Origin of the sequence: Streptomyces sp. PsTaAH-124 (assembly GCF_000373685.1) — a bacterium.
GTDB classification, from domain to species: domain Bacteria; phylum Actinomycetota; class Actinomycetes; order Streptomycetales; family Streptomycetaceae; genus Streptomyces; species Streptomyces andamanensis.
On sequence record NZ_KB892169.1, the window covers coordinates 163486 to 180049 of the forward strand.

Sequence of the window (16564 nt, forward strand, 5' to 3'; positions counted from 1 at the left end):
GTGACCGACAGGGAACCGCCGCGCCGCCGCGTGCCCGGACCCGCCAGGCCCGCCAGGCAGGCCCGCCCCGGCGGCGGCAGGCAGCGGCCCGGCCCCGGCGCCCGTCCGGCCCGCCGCCCGAACTCCACCTGGCGGCCCCCGCCGGTGCGCGTCCTGCGCCTGGGCAGCCCCCGGCCCAGGCTGCGCATGGTCGCCCTCGCGCTGACCCTGGTGATGCTCGTCTTCGTGGTCCGGCTGCTCCAGGTGCAGGCCGTCGACGCCGGTGCCTACGCTGCCAAGGCCGAGGCCAACCGCTACGTGGTGCACACCATCGCCGCCGAGCGCGGCGGCATCACCGACCGCAACGGCGTCTCCCTGGCCACCAGCGTGGACGCGAACGACATCACGGCCGACCCGACGATGTTCACGCGCGAGAGCCTCAAGGTCGGCGACGGCCCCGAACAGGCCGCCGCGCTGCTCGCCCCGATCATCGGCCAGGACCAGGCCCAGCTGGCGAAGAAGCTCCGCACGGCGAACACCCGCTACGTGCTGCTGGCCCGCCGCCAGACCCCGCAGGTCTGGACGCAGATCAAGGACCTGAAGGCCGCGCTCGCCCAGAAGGCGCGCACGGACAAGACCGCCGCCAACGTCCTGGCCGGTGTCTTCTCCGAGCCCAGCACCAAGCGCGTCTACCCGGGCGGCGACCTGGCCGCCGCGCTGCTGGGCTGGGTCAACGCCGAGGGCAAGGGCGGCGGCGGCATCGAGCAGCAGCTCGACAAGCAGCTGGCCGGCAAGCCCGGCAAGATCCGCTACACCCAGTCGGGCGGCCGCGAGGTGCCCACCGCGGGCTCCACCGGCACCCCGGCCGTCCCGGGCACCGACGTCGAGCTGACCATCGACCGCGACATCCAGTGGGCCGCGCAGAACGCCATCACCCAGCAGGTGCGCGACTCCCGGGCGGACCGCGGCTATGTGATCGTGCAGGACACCCGGACCGGCGAGATCCTCGCCATGGCGAACTCCCCGGGCTTCGACCCGGGCGACCTGGCCCACGCCGACCCGGCGGCGCTCGGCAACGCCGCCGTCCAGGACGCCTTCGAGCCCGGCTCCACCGCCAAGCTCATGTCGATGGCCGCCGTGCTGGAGGAGGGCGTGGCCACCCCGGGCACCCATGTGGTCGTACCCAACCGGCTGCACCGCGGCGACCGGCTCTTCCAGGACGACGTCGACCACGAGACCTGGTATCTCACGCTCAACGGCGTGCTCGCCCGGTCCAGCAACATCGGCACGATCCTGGCCACCGGACGGCTCGGCAAGACCCAGCCGGAGGCCAACAAGGTCCTCTACTCGTATCTGCGCAAGTTCGGCATCGGCGGCTACACCGGCATCCACTTCCCCGGCGAGACCAAGGGCATCCTGGCGCCGCCCGAGAAGTGGTCCACTTCGCAGCAGTACACGGTCCCGTTCGGCCAGGGCTTCTCCCTCAACGCGCTCCAGGCGGCGTCCATCTACTCGACGATCGCCAACGGCGGGGTCAGGATCCAGCCGAGCCTGGTGCGCGGCACCAAGGGACCCGACGGCCGCTTCGCCCCGGCGGCCGAGCCCGCGAAGCAGCGGGTCGTGAGCGCCGAGACGGCCAAGGAACTCTCCCAGATGCTGGAGTCCGTGGTCGACGACGAGCAGGGCACCGGCCTCAAGGCCCGCATCCCCGGCTATCGCGTCGCGGGCAAGACCGGTACGGCCAACCGTGTGGATCCGGCCACCGGCAGATACCGCGGCTACACCTCGTCCTTCGCCGGGTTCGCCCCGGCCGACAACCCCCGCATCACCGTCTACTGCGCGATCCAGAACGCCACCAAGGGCAACTACTACGGCGGCCAGATCTGCGGCCCGATCTACAAGCAGGTCATGACGTTCGCGCTGAAGACCCTCCAGGTGCCGCCGACGGGCGCGCAGACCGCGAACCTGCCCGTCGACTACAAGCCCTGACCCGCCGGGCAGACCCTTTCGGCCCAGCGCCCCCCCAGCCCCTCCCGAGCCCGTACCCGAGCGCCCCAGCGGCCCCCGACCGGCACGCAGCACCCGCCGGAACCCGTACCACCGGACCAGAACCACCAGGAACCAGCCCGTGACAACGATCACCCCCGACCCCGGGAACCGCCGGCCGCCCGCGGCCTCGCTTCGCCCGCAGGCCGGTGAGCCCGGTACGCTCACCGCCGTGTCACACCCTGATCAGTCCCAAACCACCCAGAAGGGCGCTTCCGTGACGTACCCGGGACCGCCGCGACCGGTTCAGGTCACCGCCATCCCCCTCGCGGAGCTGGCCGATCAGCTGGGTACCGCGCGACCGGACCGCAGCGCCGAGGTCACGGGCATCACCCACGACTCACGTGCCGTGCGCCCCGGCGACCTGTACGCCGCCCTGCCCGGAGCCCGCGCGCACGGCGCCGACTTCGTCACCCAGGCGGCGAGCCTCGGCGCGGTCGCCGTGCTCACCGACCCGGCGGGCGCCGCCCGCGCCGCCGCGACCGGACTGCCCGTGGTGGCCGTCGAGGACCCGCGCGCGCGGATGGGCGAGCTGGCGGCGGCCATCTACGGCGGGCCCGGCCGCGACCTGCTCCAGATCGGCATCACCGGTACCTCCGGCAAGACCACCACCGCCTACCTCGTCGAGGGCGGCCTGAAGACCGCGCGGTCCACCGGTCTGATCGGCACGGTGGAGATGCGCATCGGCGAGGAGCGCATCAAGTCCGAGCGCACCACGCCCGAGGCCACCGACCTCCAGGCCCTGTTCGCCGTGATGCGCGAACGCGGCGTCGAGGCGGTCGCCATGGAGGTCTCCAGCCACGCGCTGGTGCTCGGCCGGGTCGACGGCTGCGTCTTCGACATCGCCGTCTTCACCAACCTCAGCCCGGAGCACATGGAGTTCCACTCCGGCATGGAGGACTACTTCCAGGCCAAGGCGCAGCTGTTCACCCCAAAGCGCAGCAGGCTCGGCGTGGTCAACCACGACGACGAGTACGGCCGCCGGCTCGCCCGGGAGGCCACCGTCCCGGTCGTCACCTTCTCCGCCGAGGGCCACCCGGACGCCGACTGGCGCGCCGAGGACGTCCAGGTCGGCCCGCTCGACTCGACGTTCACGGTGATCGGCCCCGAGGGGCAGCGGATCGCCGCCAGGTCCCCGATCGCGGGCCCGTTCAACGTCGCCAACACCCTCGCCGCGATCGTCGCGCTGGCCGCCGCCGGACTCGACCCGCAGACCGCCGCCGACGGCGTGGCCGCCGTCCCGGGCGTGCCGGGCCGCCTGGAGCGGGTGGACGCCGGACAGCCCTACCTCGCGGTCGTCGACTACGCGCACAAGACGGACGCCGTCGAGTCGGTGCTCAAGGCCCTGCGCAAGGTCACCAAGGGCCATCTGCACGTGGTGCTGGGCTGCGGCGGCGACCGCGACACCACCAAGCGCGCCCCGATGGGCGCCGCGGTGGCCCGGCTCGCCGACACCGCCGTGCTGACCTCCGACAACCCCCGCTCCGAGGACCCGCTCGCGATCCTGGCCACCATGCTCCAGGGCGCCGCCTCGGTGCCCGCGCACGAGCGCGGCGAGGTGCTCCTGTTCGAGGAGCGGGCCGCCGCCATCGCCGCCGCCGTGGGCCGGGCCCGGCCCGGGGACACCGTCCTGGTCGCGGGCAAGGGCCACGAGCAGGGCCAGGACATCGCCGGTGTGATCCGCCCCTTCGACGATCGAGAGGTCCTGCGCGAAGCCGTCCGCACCACCCAGGGATGACCGTCCGTGAGACCAGGGGCGGCCCCGTACACCTGAACAGCCAGGGACGACCGTCCGTACGACCCAGGGATTGAAAATCCAGAAGACCCAGGGGATGAACTTGTGATCGCCCTCTCCCTCGCCGAGATCGCAGCAGTCGTCGGCGGGCAGACGCACGACATACCGGATCCGTCCGTCCAGGTCACCGGACCCGTCGTCCGGGACTCCCGGGAGGCGGTGCCCGGCAGCCTCTTCGTCGCCTTCGCCGGTGAGCGCGTGGACGGCCACGACTTCGCCGCGGACGTCGTCGCGGCGGGCGCCGTCGCGGTGCTGGCCTCCCGTCCCGTCGGCGTGCCCGCGATCGTGGTCGAGGACGTGCAGTCCGCCCTCGGCGCCCTCGCCCGCCACGTCGTGGCCGAACTCGGCGCGACCCTCGTCGCCCTGACCGGCTCCGCGGGCAAGACCAGCACCAAGGACCTGATCGCCCAGGTGCTGCGGAGCAAGGCCCCGACCGTGTTCACGCCCGGCTCGCTCAACAACGAGATCGGGCTGCCGCTGACCGCCCTGACCGCCACCGAGGAGACCAAGTACCTCGTCCTGGAGATGGGCGCCCGCGGCATCGGCCACATCCGCTACCTCACCGGGCTGACCCCGCCGAAGGTGGGCCTCGTGCTCAACGTCGGCAGCGCCCACATCGGCGAGTTCGGCGGCCGGGAGCAGATCGCCCAGGCCAAGGGCGAGCTGGTCGAGTCCCTGCCGCCGGCCGAGGAGGGCGGCACCGCGATCCTCAACGCCGACGATCCGCTGGTCCGTGCCATGGCCTCCCGTACGCAGGCGAAGGTGCTCCTTTTCGGAGAGGCGGGCGAAGCGGACGTACGCGCCGAGAACGTGAGACTCACGGACAGCGGACAGCCTTCCTTCAGGCTTCACACACCCTCCGGTGCATGCGATGTGACCATGCGCCTGTACGGTGAGCACCACGTGTCGAACGCGCTCGCCGCGGCCGCCGTCGCCCATGAGCTGGGCATGTCCGCAACGGAGATCGCCACCGCGCTCTCCGGGGCGGGCTCCCTCTCCCGCTGGCGGATGGAGGTCACCGAGCGCCCGGACGGCGTGACCGTCGTCAACGACGCCTACAACGCCAACCCGGAGTCCATGCGAGCCGCCCTGCGCGCGCTCGCGGCCATGGGCAAGGGGCGGCGGACCTGGGCGGTGCTCGGCAAGATGGCCGAGCTCGGGGACGAGGCGCTCGCCGAGCACGACGCGGTCGGACGGCTCGCCGTCCGGCTCAACGTCAGCAAGCTCGTCGCGGTCGGGGGCAGGGAAGCGTCCTGGCTGCAACTGGGCGCATACAACGAGGGTTCGTGGGGTGAGGAGTCGGTGCACGTGTCCGACGCACAGGCGGCGGTCCACCTGTTGCGCAGCGAGTTGCGCCCGGGGGACGTCGTGCTCGTGAAGGCGTCCCGTTCGGTCGGTCTGGAGAGCGTGGCCCAGGCGCTCGTCGAGACCGGTGCCGAGGGTGAGGTCGCCGCCCGATGATGAACCAGGTCCTGTTCGCAGGAGTCATCGGTCTCTTCCTGACGCTGGTCGGCACCCCGCTGCTGATCAAGCTGCTGGCCCGCAAGGGCTACGGCCAGTACATCCGGGACGACGGCCCGCGCGAGCACGCCAGCAAGCGCGGTACGCCGACGATGGGCGGCATCGCCTTCATCCTGGCCACGGTCGCCGCGTACTTCCTGTCCAAGGTCATCTCCGGCAAGCCCCCGACGTACTCGGGTCTGCTGGTGCTCGGCCTCATGGTCAGCATGGGCATGGTCGGCTTCCTCGACGACTACATCAAGATCGTCAAGCGCCGTTCGCTGGGTCTGCGCGCCAGGGCGAAGATGGCGGGCCAGCTGATCGTCGGCATCGGCTTCGCGGTGCTGTCGCTGATGTTCTCCGACAGCCGCGGCAACACCCCCGCGTCCACGAAGCTGTCGTTCATCACGGACTTCGGCTGGACCATCGGCCCGGTGCTGTTCGTGATCTGGGCGCTGTTCATGATCCTGGCGATGTCCAACGGCGTGAACCTCACCGACGGTCTGGACGGTCTGGCCACCGGCGCCTCCGTGCTGGTCTTCGGCGCCTACACCTTCATCGGTGTCTGGCAGTTCCAGGAGTCCTGCGCCAACTCGATGACGCTGACCAATCCCAACGCCTGCTACGAGGTGCGCGATCCGCTGGACCTGGCGGTCGTCGCCTCCGCGCTGATGGGCGCCTGCCTCGGCTTCCTGTGGTGGAACACCTCGCCGGCCAAGATCTTCATGGGCGACACCGGTTCGCTGGCGCTCGGCGGTGTCCTCGCGGGCCTGGCCATCTGCTCGCGCACCGAACTGCTGATGGCGCTGCTGGGCGGCCTGTTCGTCCTCATCACCATGTCGGTGGTCATCCAGGTCGGCTCCTTCCGGCTCACCGGGAAGCGGGTCTTCCGGATGGCGCCGCTCCAGCACCACTTCGAACTCAAGGGCTGGTCCGAAGTGCTCGTCGTGGTCCGTTTCTGGATCATCCAGGGCATCTGTGTGATCGTCGGACTCGGCCTCTTCTACGCGGGATGGGCAGCGGACAAGTGACCGACTGGCAGGGGAAGAACGTCACCGTCGCCGGACTCGGCGTCTCCGGGATCCCGGCGGCCAAGGTCCTGCACGGCCTCGGCGCGCACGTCACCGTCGTCAACGACGGCGACGACGAACGGGCCCGTGCGCAGGCGGCCGAACTGCGCACCCTGGGCGTCACCGTGCGCCTCGGCGACGGCGACACCCTGCCCGAAGGCACCGAACTGATCGTCACCACGCCCGGCTGGAAGCCGGACAAGCCGCTGTTCCTGGCGGCGGACCGGGCGGGCGTCCCGGTCTGGGGGGACGTCGAACTCGCCTGGCGGCTGCGCGGCCTGGACGGCCGGGAGCCGGCCCCCTGGCTGGCCGTCACCGGCACCAACGGCAAGACCACCACCGTGCAGATGCTCGCCTCCATCCTGGCGGCGGCGGGCCTGCGCACGGCGGCCGTGGGCAACATCGGCGTCTCGCTGCTGGACGCCGTCCTCGGCGAGGAGCGCTACGACGTGCTCGCCGTCGAGCTCTCCAGCTACCAGCTGCACTGGGCGCCCTCGCTGCGCGCCCACTCCGCCGCCGTCCTCAACCTCGCCCCGGACCACCTCGACTGGCACGGCTCCATGGAGGCGTACGCCGCCGACAAGGGCCGTATCTACGAGGGCAACCAGGTGGCCTGCGTGTACAACGCGGCCGACCCGGCGACCGAGGACCTGGTGCGCGCGGCCGACGTCGAAGAGGGCTGCCGGGCCGTCGGGTTCACCCTCGGCACCCCGGCGCCCTCCCAACTCGGCGTGGTGGAGGGCATCCTGGTCGACCGGGCCTTCGTCGAGAACCGGCACAAGAACGCCCAGGAGCTGGCCGAGGTCTCCGACGTCCGGCCGCCCGCCCCGCACAACATCGCCAACGCCCTTGCCGCGGCGGCCCTCGCGCGCGCCTTCGGCGTCCCCGCGACGGCCGTGCGGGACGGCCTGCGGGCCTTCACCCCGGACGCGCACCGCATCGCGCACGTGGCCGACGTGGACGGCGTCGCCTACATCGACGACTCCAAGGCCACCAACCCCCACGCGGCCGAGGCGTCGTTGGGGGCATATGAGTCGATCGTATGGATTGCGGGCGGTCTGGCGAAGGGCGCGGACTTCGACGAGCTGGTCGCCCGCTCGGCGAAGCGGCTGCGCGGCGCCGTCCTGATCGGCGCCGATCGCGCGCTGATCCGCGAGGCCCTGGCGCGACACGCCCCCGAAGTCCCCGTCGTCGACCTCGACCGGACCGACACTGGGGCCATGCTCCAGGCGGTCCGGGAGGCGCGGCGGCTGGCCGCCGCGGGCGACACGGTGCTCCTCGCCCCGGCCTGTGCCTCCATGGACATGTTCACCAACTACAACCAGCGCGGTGACGCGTTCGCGGAGGCCGTTCGCGAACTCGGCACCCGCTGACCCCGGCCGCCCCCGCCGCCGGGCGACCTTGGGAGGGACGCGTGGGACCCGCGAACCGAGCCAGGCGTACGCCGCCGACGTACCGCGGAGGCGGAGATGCCCGGTAGTCCCGGCAGCCGCCGGGGCCGTCCGCCCGTGCAGCGGGCCGGGCGCGGGCCCGCCGCGGTCCGCGGCCCCCGCGACAACGCCGTACGCACCCTCGTCACCCGCGCCCGCAAGGCCTGGGACCGGCCGCTCACCGCGTACTACCTGATCCTCGGCGGCAGCGCGCTGATCACCGTGCTGGGCCTGGTGATGGTCTACTCGGCCTCCCAGGTCACCGCGCTCCAGATGGCGCTGCCCGGTTCGTACTTCTTCCGCAAGCAGCTCCTGGCCGCCGTGATCGGCGCCGGACTGCTGCTGGCCGCCGCCCGGATGCCGGTGAAGCTGCACCGGGCGCTGGCCTACCCGATCCTGGCGGGCGCGGTGTTCCTGATGGCGCTGGTGCAGGTGCCGGGGATAGGGATGTCGGTCAACGGCAACCGGAACTGGATCTCGCTGGGCGGCTCCTTCCAGATCCAGCCCAGCGAGATCGGCAAGCTGGCGCTGGTGCTCTGGGCCGCCGACCTGATCGCGCGCAAGCAGGAGAAGCGGCTGCTCACGCAGTGGAAGCACATGCTGGTGCCGCTCGTCCCGGTCGCCTTCATGCTGCTCGGGCTGATCATGCTCGGCGGCGACATGGGCACCGCGATCATCCTCACCGCCATCCTGTTCGGCCTGCTGTGGCTGGCGGGCGCGCCCACCCGGCTGTTCGTCGGCGTGCTGTCGGTCGCCGCTCTGATCGGCCTGGTCCTCATCAAGACCAGCCCCAACCGCCTGGACCGGTTCGCCTGCGTCGGCTCCACCGACGTGACCAAGTGCTGGCAGGCGGTACACGGCATCTACGCCCTGGCCTCCGGCGGATTCTTCGGTTCCGGACTCGGGGCGAGTGTGGAGAAATGGGGGCAACTCCCCGAAGCCCACACCGACTTCATCTTCGCGGTGACCGGTGAGGAACTGGGCCTCGCGGGGACTCTGTCGGTGCTCGCCCTGTTCGCGGCTCTAGGCTATGCGGGCATCCGCGTGGCCGGACGCACGGAGGAACCCTTCGTCAGGTATGCCGCGGGAGGCGTGACCACCTGGATCATCGCGCAGGCGGTGATCAACGTCGGTGCGGTGCTCGGTCTGCTGCCGATCGCCGGTGTCCCGCTCCCGCTGTTCTCCTACGGAGGATCCGCCCTGCTGCCGACCATGTTCGCCATCGGGCTGCTGATCGCCTTCGCGCGAGACGAACCCGCTGCGCGGGCGGCGCTTGCCATGCGGCAACCTCGCTTTGGTAGAAAGCGGGCAGGAGGCTCCGCGGCCGGCCGCTCGGCCGGCCGGGGGCCCGCGCGGACGCCCGGCCGGAATCCCGGACGGGAGCCCGCCGGGGGCTTAGGCCGCGGCTCGGACCGGGGATCCGGTGCAGGATCGGGTCAGGGGTCCGGCCAGGGGCCTCGGAGATGGAACACGATGCGACGGCGCGCCTCGGCGGCGCGTTCGTCCGGAGAGCGGTGAATTTCGGTGCATGTCGTACTCGCCGGCGGAGGTACCGCGGGCCACATCGAGCCCGCGCTCGCCCTCGCGGACGCCCTGCGCAGGCAGGACCCGACCGTGGGGATCACGGCCCTGGGCACGGAACGGGGCCTGGAGACCCGGCTCGTCCCGGAGCGCGGTTACGAGCTGGCGCTGATCCCGGCGGTACCGCTGCCGCGCAAGCCCACGCCCGAGCTGATCACCGTCCCGGGCCGGCTGCGCGGCACGATCAAGGCGGCCGAGCAGATCCTGGAACGCACCAAGGCGGACGCCGTGGTGGGCTTCGGCGGCTATGTCGCCCTGCCCGGCTACCTCGCCGCCAAGCGGCTCGGTGTGCCCATCGTGATCCACGAGGCCAACGCCCGTCCGGGCCTGGCCAACAAGATCGGTTCGCGCTACGCGGCCCAGGTCGCCGTCTCCACCCCGGACAGCAAGCTGCGCGGCGCCCGCTACATCGGCATCCCGCTGCGCCGGGCCATCGCCACGCTGGACCGGGCGGCCGCGCGGCCGGAGGCCCGCGCGATGTTCGGACTCGACCCCAACCTGCCCACGCTGCTGGTCACCGGCGGCTCGCAGGGCGCCCGCCGGCTCAACGAGGTGGTCCAGCAGGTCGCTCCCTGGCTCCAGCAGGCGGGCATCCAGATCCTGCACGCGGTCGGCCCGAAGAACGAACTGCCGCGTGTGCAGCAGATGCCGGGTATGCCCCCCTATATCCCGGTAAGTTATCTGGACCGGATGGACCTCGCGTACGCCGCCGCCGACATGATGCTCTGCCGCGCCGGCGCGATGACCGTCGCCGAACTCTCCGCCGTCGGACTGCCGGCCGCCTACGTCCCGCTGCCCATCGGCAACGGCGAACAGCGGCTGAACGCCCAGCCGGTGGTCAAGGCGGGCGGCGGACTGCTGGTCGACGACGCGGACCTCACCCCGGAGTGGGTGCAGCAGCAGGTGCTGCCCGTGCTCGCCGATCCGCACCGGCTGTACCAGATGTCCCGGGCCGCCGGTGAGTTCGGCCGGCGCGACGCCGACGAACTGCTCGTCGGCATGGTGTACGAGGCCATCGCCTCGCGCCGTTAGGACCATATGAACGAAGGGGATCGACAGCGTGGCCGGAGCGACGTCCGAGGAACGCGGTGAACGCCGGCGGGAGTCGCCGTCCGGCCCGCCCCTGGTCCGCCGGTTGCGGCGGCTTCCCCTTCGCACGCTCGTCCTGGCGGCCGTGGCCGTGCTCCTGCTCGGCGGCGGCACCCTGTGGGTCCTCTACGGCTCCTCGTGGACCCGGGTGGAGCGCGTCTCCGTCTCCGGGACAAGGGTGTTGACCGCCGCTCAGGTGCGCTCGGCCGCCGCGGTGCCGGTGGGCGACCCGCTGGTCTCCGTGGACACCGGCGCCGTCGCCGCCCGGCTGCGGCACCGGCTGCCCCGCATCGAATCGGTCGCCGTGGTGCGCTCGTGGCCGCACGGAATCGAGCTGAAAGTCGTCGAGCGAACCGCGGTCATGGTGGAGGAAAAGGGCGGAAAGTTCGTCGAAGTGGACGCCGCCGGTGTCCGATTCGCCACAGTTCCGCAGGCGCCGAAAGGCGTTCCCGTCCTGGAATTGTCGCTTTCCCGCACCGCCGCCACGGCGGCGAGTCTGCGCCGCTTCGACGAGGCGCGCCTGGTGCGCGAGGCCGTCACGGTGGCCGGCCGCATCCCGGCCGCGGTGGCCCGCACGACCCGCGCCGTCAAGGTCCGTACCTACGACGACATCTCGCTGGAGCTGAGCGGCGGACGCACCGTGTCCTGGGGCAGCGGGGAGGGCAGCGCCGCGAAGGCCCGCGTGCTCACCGCGCTGCTGAAAGCCACCCCCGACGCCCGGCACTTCGACGTGAGTGTCCCCATCGCCCCGGCGTCATCCGGGAGTTGACGGGTATACGTGCAGGCCAGCACCCTGGTTGGGCACCGCTATGCCTGATCACATAGGGTGAAAAGAAAAACGGGAGGTTCGGCGTGTTCGTTGAACGGGCGCCACTTGTCGACTTAGTGTCCTGTTCAGAAGACTTCAAGGAACAGGCACACTGGTAACCCTAAACTTCAGGGTTAGGGTTCGGGTCGGCGTTACGGACCGTCCCATTCGGCATCAGCCGTCGCGGCGCGGACAGCGCGCAACGACGGCGACGTAATTCGAGGCGAGAGGCCTTCGACGTGGCAGCACCGCAGAACTACCTCGCAGTCATCAAGGTCATCGGTGTCGGCGGCGGTGGTGTCAATGCCATCAACCGGATGATCGAAGTCGGTCTCAAGGGCGTCGAGTTCATCGCCATCAACACCGACGCGCAGGCGCTGTTGATGAGCGACGCCGACGTCAAGCTGGACGTCGGCCGCGAACTGACCCGCGGACTCGGCGCCGGGGCCAACCCGGCCGTCGGCCGCAAGGCCGCAGAGGACCACCGCGAGGAGATCGAAGAGGTCCTCAAGGGGGCCGACATGGTCTTCGTGACGGCCGGTGAAGGCGGCGGCACCGGCACCGGCGGCGCACCCGTCGTGGCCAACATCGCGCGCTCCCTGGGCGCCCTCACCATCGGCGTGGTGACACGCCCGTTCACCTTCGAGGGACGGCGCCGCGCCAATCAGGCCGAGGACGGCATCGCCGAACTCCGCGAAGAGGTCGACACCCTCATCGTCATCCCCAACGACCGGCTGCTGTCCATCTCGGACCGCCAGGTCAGCGTGCTCGACGCGTTCAAGTCCGCGGACCAGGTGCTGCTGTCCGGTGTGCAGGGCATCACCGACCTGATCACCACCCCCGGCCTGATCAACCTCGACTTCGCCGACGTCAAGTCGGTCATGTCCGAGGCCGGTTCGGCGCTCATGGGCATCGGCTCGGCCCGCGGCGACGACCGCGCGGTGGCCGCGGCCGAGATGGCGATCTCCTCCCCGCTGCTGGAAGCCTCCATCGACGGCGCCCGCGGCGTCCTGCTCTCCATCTCCGGCGGCTCCGACCTCGGTCTGTTCGAGATCAACGAGGCCGCCCAGCTGGTCAGTGAGGCCGCGCACCCCGAGGCCAACATCATCTTCGGCGCGGTCATCGACGACGCCCTCGGCGACGAGGTGCGGGTCACCGTGATCGCGGCCGGCTTCGACGGCGGCCAGCCCCCGGCCCGTCGGGAGAACGTCCTCGGCTCGGCCGCCTCCTCGTCGTCCGCGCCCCGCCGCGAGGAGCCCGCTCCGGTACGGCAGTCCGAGAGCCGTCCGACCTTCGGCTCGCTGGGCAGCGTGACGCCCAAGGAGGAGCCGGAGCCGGTCGCCCCGGAACCGCTGAGCGACCTCACCACCGCGCCGCCCGCCCCGCCGGCGCCGCGCACCTACACCGACAGCGCGGCCGAGGAACTGGACGTCCCGGACTTCCTGAAGTGATAGGACCGCGCGACACCGTGAACGGCGCGCACTTCGCCTTCACCGACCGGTGGGGCGGGGTGAGCGCCGTTCCGTACGAGGAGCTGAACCTGGGCGGCGCCGTCGGGGACGACCCCGGCGCCGTACGGGCCAACCGCGCACGGGCCGCCGCCGCCCTCGGGCTCGAAGCGGCCGACGTGGTCTGGATGAACCAGGTGCACGGCGACGACGTCGCGGTCGTGGACGGCCCCTGGGACCCCGCGGCGGACATCCCGGCCGTCGACGCGCTCGTCACCGCCCGCCGGGGACTGGCCCTCGCCGTGCTCACCGCCGACTGCACCCCGGTGCTGCTCGCCGACCCGGTCGCCGGGATCGCCGCCGCGGCCCACGCGGGCCGGCCCGGCATGGTGGCCGGGGTGGTGCCCGCCGCCGTGCGGACCATGGTGGAACTCGGCGCCGACCCCGCCCGGATCACCGCCCGCACCGGACCCGCCGTGTGCGGCCGGTGCTACGAGGTGCCCGAGGCGATGCGCGCCGAGGTGAGCGCCTCCGAGCCGGCGGCGTACGCCGAGACGAGCTGGGGTACGCCGGCGCTCGATGTGAGTGCCGGGGTGCACGCGCAACTGGAGCGCCTGGGAGTGCGCGACCGCGAGCGGTCGTCGGTCTGCACCCGGGAGTCGGACGACCACTTCTCGTACCGCCGCGACCGCACCACCGGTCGGCTCGCGGGCTATGTCTGGCTGGACTGATGAGGCATGACGGAACGTAAGGACGAACTCGCCGCGAATCTGGCGAGGGTGGAGGGGCGCATCGCCGCCGCGTGCGCCGCGGCGGGACGCCCCCGCGAGGACGTGACCCTCATCGTGGTCACCAAGACCTACCCGGCCTCGGACGTGCGGATCCTGGCGGACCTCGGGGTCCGGCAGGTCGCCGAGAACCGGGACCAGGACGCGGCACCGAAGGCCGCGGAATGTACGGATCTGCCCTTGAGTTGGCATTTTGTCGGTCAACTTCAGACCAACAAGGTGCGATCCGTCGTCGGCTACGCGGACGTCGTGCAGTCCGTGGACCGCGATCGGCTGGTCACCGCGCTCTCCAGGGAGGCCGTGCGCGCGGGGCGCGAACTCGGGTGCCTGATCCAGGTCGCCCTGGACGCGGGCGAGCAGGCGCGGGGCGAGCGGGGCGGGGTGGCGCCGGGCGGCATCGGGGAGTTGGCGGACCTCGTCGCGGACGCCCCGGGGCTGCGGCTCGGCGGCCTGATGACCGTCGCGCCGCTGACCGGGGAGTACGCCGGCCGCCAACAGGCGGCGTTCGAACGGCTCATGGATTTGTCGACCTCCCTGCGCCGGGCCCATCCTGCTGCCACCATGGTCTCGGCAGGGATGAGCGCGGACCTCGAACAGGCCGTGGCCGCCGGAGCGACACATGTGCGCGTCGGCAGCGCGGTACTCGGAGTCCGCCCCGGCCTCGGGTAACGTCGCCAAGAAGTCGGACCACAGCAGAAAATATGGTCAATACCGCCGAAGAAGGCGCAACGACCTCGTGGATCGCGGGGACTTGGCGGTCGTCAGTCGATCCACCACAGAGCGGAGGACTCAGAGAATGGCCGGCGCGATGCGCAAGATGGCGGTCTACCTCGGCCTCGTGGAGGACGATGGGTACGACGGCCGGGGTTTCGACCCCGATGACGACTTCGAACCCGAACTCGACCCGGAGCCCGAGCGGGACCGCAGGCGGCACGAGCCGTCGCACCAGCCGCACGGCACACATCAGCAGCAAAGGGACGAACCGGTACGGGTGATGCAGCCTCCGGCACCCCGCGAACCCGTGTCCCATTCCGCTTCGCTCCCGGCGGAATCCCCTCGTCCGGCGCGTATCGCGCCCGTGGCATCCATCACACAAGAACGCGCGAGCCTGGAGAAGAACGCACCGGTGATCATGCCCAAGGTCGTGTCGGAACGTGAGCCGTACCGGATCACCACACTTCACCCCCGGACCTACAACGAGGCCCGTACCATCGGGGAACACTTCCGTGAAGGCACTCCGGTGATCATGAATCTGACGGAGATGGACGACACGGACGCGAAGCGACTTGTCGACTTTGCGGCCGGTCTGGTGTTCGGCCTCCACGGCAGCATCGAGCGGGTGACGCAGAAGGTGTTTCTGTTGTCGCCTGCTAACGTCGATGTCACGGCGGAGGACAAGGCCCGCATCGCAGAGGGCGGGTTCTTCAACCAGAGCTGAGACGCAACACCGGACAACCGGCACGGAACAGGGGAGAGGGAAGCACCGATCATGGGCGTGGCCATGGAGGTTCTCTACATCGCGCTGATGGTGTTCCTCATCGTACTGATCTTCCGATTGGTCATGGATTATGTGTTCCAGTTCGCCCGCTCGTGGCAACCCGGCAAGGCGATGGTGGTCGTTCTGGAGGCCACCTACACTGTCACCGATCCACCGCTGAAGCTTCTGCGGCGGTTCATCCCGCCGCTGCGTCTCGGGGGCGTGGCGCTCGACCTGTCCTTCTTCGTTCTGATGATCATCGTCTACATCCTGATCTACATCGTGGGAAGCCTCGCGACGTGAGTGTGGACGATACGGTCTTGCCGACTGCCGATGACTACGTTGAGGTGAAGAGATGCCGTTGACCCCCGAGGACGTGCGGAACAAGCAGTTCACGACCGTCCGCCTCCGAGAAGGCTATGACGAGGACGAGGTCGATGCCTTCCTCGACGAGGTCGAGGCCGAGCTGACCCGTCTGCTCCGTGAGAACGAGGACCTGCGCGCCAAGCTGGCCGCGGCCACCCGTGCCGCCGCGCAGAACCAGCAGAACATGCGCAAGCCTCCGGAGCAGCAGCAGGACCAGCAGCAGCACCCGCAGCACCCCCAGCACCAGCAGCAGGGGCCGGGCATGCCCCAGCAGGGCGGGATGCCGCAGCAGGGCATGCGAGGTCCCGGCGCTCCGGTGCCCGCCGGCATATCGGGCCCGCCGCAGCAGCAGATGGGTGGCCCCATGGGTGGTCCGCCCCAGCTGCCGAGCGGTGCCCCGCAGCTGCCCGCCGGCCCCGGCGGACAGGGCCCGCAGGGTCCCGGCCCGATGGGTCAGGGTCCGATGGGTCAGGGTCCCGGACCGATGGGCCAGGGCCCCGGTCCGATGCAGGGCCAGATGGGTCCGGGCCCGATGGGCGGCCCGAACCCGATGGGCGGTCCCGGACCGATGGGTCAGGGTCCCGGTGGCGACAGTGCCGCGCGGGTGCTGTCGCTGGCCCAGCAGACCGCCGACCAGGCGATCGCCGAGGCCCGTTCCGAGGCCAACAAGATCGTCGGCGAGGCCCGTTCGCGCGCCGAGGGTCTGGAGCGCGACGCCCGCGCCAAGGCCGACGCGCTGGAGCGGGACGCGCAGGAGAAGCACCGCGTCGCGATGGGCTCCCTGGAGTCCGCCCGCGCCACGCTGGAGCGCAAGGTCGAGGACCTGCGCGGCTTCGAGCGCGAGTACCGCACGCGTCTGAAGTCGTACCTGGAGTCGCAGCTGCGCCAGCTGGAGACCCAGGCCGACGACTCGCTGGCCCCGCCGCGCACCTCCCCGGCGGCCGCTTCGCTGCCGCCGTCCCCGGCGCCCTCCATGGCTCCGGCCGGTGCCAGCGCTCCGTCCTACGGCGGCAACGGCGCGATGGGCGGTCCGTCCGGCCCGTCCGGTCCGTCCTACGGCGGCCAGCAGCAGATGTCCCCGGCGATGACCCAGCCGATGGCTCCGGTCCGGCCGCAGGGCCCGTCCCCCATGGGCCAGGCCCCGTCCCCGATGCGCGGCTTCCTGATCGACGAGGACGACAACTGAG

At 71.4% G+C, this 16564-nt stretch carries 14 protein-coding genes; all 14 read left to right on the forward strand.

Going from position 1 to position 16564, the window contains the following annotated elements; all coding sequences use genetic code 11:
• The 14 genes from B086_RS0116200 (at window position 1) to B086_RS0116265 (ending at window position 16563) form a co-directional block, all read left to right on the forward strand.
• The gene (locus tag B086_RS0116200; protein ID WP_018567470.1) at window positions 1–1968 is read left to right on the forward strand and encodes a peptidoglycan D,D-transpeptidase FtsI family protein; all 1968 of its coding nucleotides are present in this window, start codon (window positions 1–3) and stop codon (window positions 1966–1968) included.
• A 274-nt stretch (window positions 1969–2242) separates the two neighbouring features.
• Window positions 2243–3763, forward strand: coding sequence for a UDP-N-acetylmuramoyl-L-alanyl-D-glutamate--2,6-diaminopimelate ligase (locus B086_RS0116205; protein WP_018567471.1), 1521 nt, complete (start codon window positions 2243–2245; stop codon window positions 3761–3763).
• A 102-nt stretch (window positions 3764–3865) separates the two neighbouring features.
• Window positions 3866–5281, forward strand: a complete 1416-nt coding sequence (locus B086_RS0116210) for a UDP-N-acetylmuramoyl-tripeptide--D-alanyl-D-alanine ligase (protein WP_018567472.1) — start codon at window positions 3866–3868, stop codon at window positions 5279–5281.
• Window positions 5278–6351: a phospho-N-acetylmuramoyl-pentapeptide-transferase gene (gene mraY, locus B086_RS0116215; RefSeq protein WP_078509967.1), complete on the forward strand. Its 1074-nt coding sequence runs from the start codon at window positions 5278–5280 to the stop codon at window positions 6349–6351. Before B086_RS0116210 ends, mraY begins: the two co-directional genes overlap by 4 nt.
• Window positions 6333–7763: a UDP-N-acetylmuramoyl-L-alanine--D-glutamate ligase gene (murD, locus tag B086_RS0116220; RefSeq protein WP_026252487.1), complete on the forward strand. Its 1431-nt coding sequence runs from the start codon at window positions 6333–6335 to the stop codon at window positions 7761–7763. The genes mraY and murD overlap by 19 nt, the downstream gene beginning before the upstream one ends.
• Before the next feature lie 96 nt (window positions 7764–7859).
• Window positions 7860–9338, forward strand: a complete 1479-nt coding sequence (gene ftsW, locus B086_RS0116225) for a putative lipid II flippase FtsW (RefSeq protein WP_051115845.1) — start codon at window positions 7860–7862, stop codon at window positions 9336–9338.
• A 6-nt stretch (window positions 9339–9344) separates the two neighbouring features.
• Window positions 9345–10433: an undecaprenyldiphospho-muramoylpentapeptide beta-N-acetylglucosaminyltransferase gene (gene murG, locus B086_RS0116230; protein WP_018567476.1), complete on the forward strand. Its 1089-nt coding sequence runs from the start codon at window positions 9345–9347 to the stop codon at window positions 10431–10433.
• 28 nt (window positions 10434–10461) lie between these two features.
• The gene (locus B086_RS0116235) at window positions 10462–11259 is read left to right on the forward strand and encodes a cell division protein FtsQ/DivIB (RefSeq protein WP_018567477.1); all 798 of its coding nucleotides are present in this window, start codon (window positions 10462–10464) and stop codon (window positions 11257–11259) included.
• 278 nt (window positions 11260–11537) lie between these two features.
• On the forward strand, window positions 11538–12749 hold the full coding sequence (gene ftsZ, locus B086_RS0116240) for a cell division protein FtsZ (RefSeq protein WP_018567478.1): 1212 nt from the start codon (window positions 11538–11540) through the stop codon (window positions 12747–12749).
• Window positions 12746–13477: a peptidoglycan editing factor PgeF gene (pgeF, locus tag B086_RS0116245; RefSeq protein ID WP_018567479.1), complete on the forward strand. Its 732-nt coding sequence runs from the start codon at window positions 12746–12748 to the stop codon at window positions 13475–13477. Before ftsZ ends, pgeF begins: the two co-directional genes overlap by 4 nt.
• Window positions 13478–13483: 6 nt before the next feature.
• A complete protein-coding gene (locus B086_RS0116250) occupies window positions 13484–14203 on the forward strand; it encodes a YggS family pyridoxal phosphate-dependent enzyme (RefSeq protein WP_018567480.1) in 720 nt (239 codons plus the stop codon).
• 127 nt (window positions 14204–14330) lie between these two features.
• Window positions 14331–14972, forward strand: a complete 642-nt coding sequence (locus tag B086_RS0116255; RefSeq protein ID WP_018567481.1) for a cell division protein SepF — start codon at window positions 14331–14333, stop codon at window positions 14970–14972.
• 51 nt (window positions 14973–15023) lie between these two features.
• Window positions 15024–15314, forward strand: coding sequence for a YggT family protein (locus B086_RS0116260; RefSeq protein WP_018567482.1), 291 nt, complete (start codon window positions 15024–15026; stop codon window positions 15312–15314).
• Between the two features lie 52 nt (window positions 15315–15366).
• The gene (locus B086_RS0116265) at window positions 15367–16563 is read left to right on the forward strand and encodes a DivIVA domain-containing protein (protein ID WP_018567483.1); all 1197 of its coding nucleotides are present in this window, start codon (window positions 15367–15369) and stop codon (window positions 16561–16563) included.
• Window position 16564 lies beyond the last annotated feature (1 nt).

Coding starts and splice junctions, on each gene's coding strand:
- mraY (WP_078509967.1), top strand. CDS start 5,278: ATGATGAACCAGGTCCTGTTCGCAGGAGTCATCGGTCTCTTCCTGACG.
- murD (WP_026252487.1), top strand. CDS start 6,333: ATGGGCAGCGGACAAGTGACCGACTGGCAGGGGAAGAACGTCACCGTC.
- ftsW (WP_051115845.1), top strand. CDS start 7,860: ATGCCCGGTAGTCCCGGCAGCCGCCGGGGCCGTCCGCCCGTGCAGCGG.
- B086_RS0116250 (WP_018567480.1), top strand. CDS start 13,484: ATGACGGAACGTAAGGACGAACTCGCCGCGAATCTGGCGAGGGTGGAG.
- B086_RS0116255 (WP_018567481.1), top strand. CDS start 14,331: ATGGCCGGCGCGATGCGCAAGATGGCGGTCTACCTCGGCCTCGTGGAG.
- B086_RS0116260 (WP_018567482.1), top strand. CDS start 15,024: ATGGGCGTGGCCATGGAGGTTCTCTACATCGCGCTGATGGTGTTCCTC.
- B086_RS0116265 (WP_018567483.1), top strand. CDS start 15,367: ATGCCGTTGACCCCCGAGGACGTGCGGAACAAGCAGTTCACGACCGTC.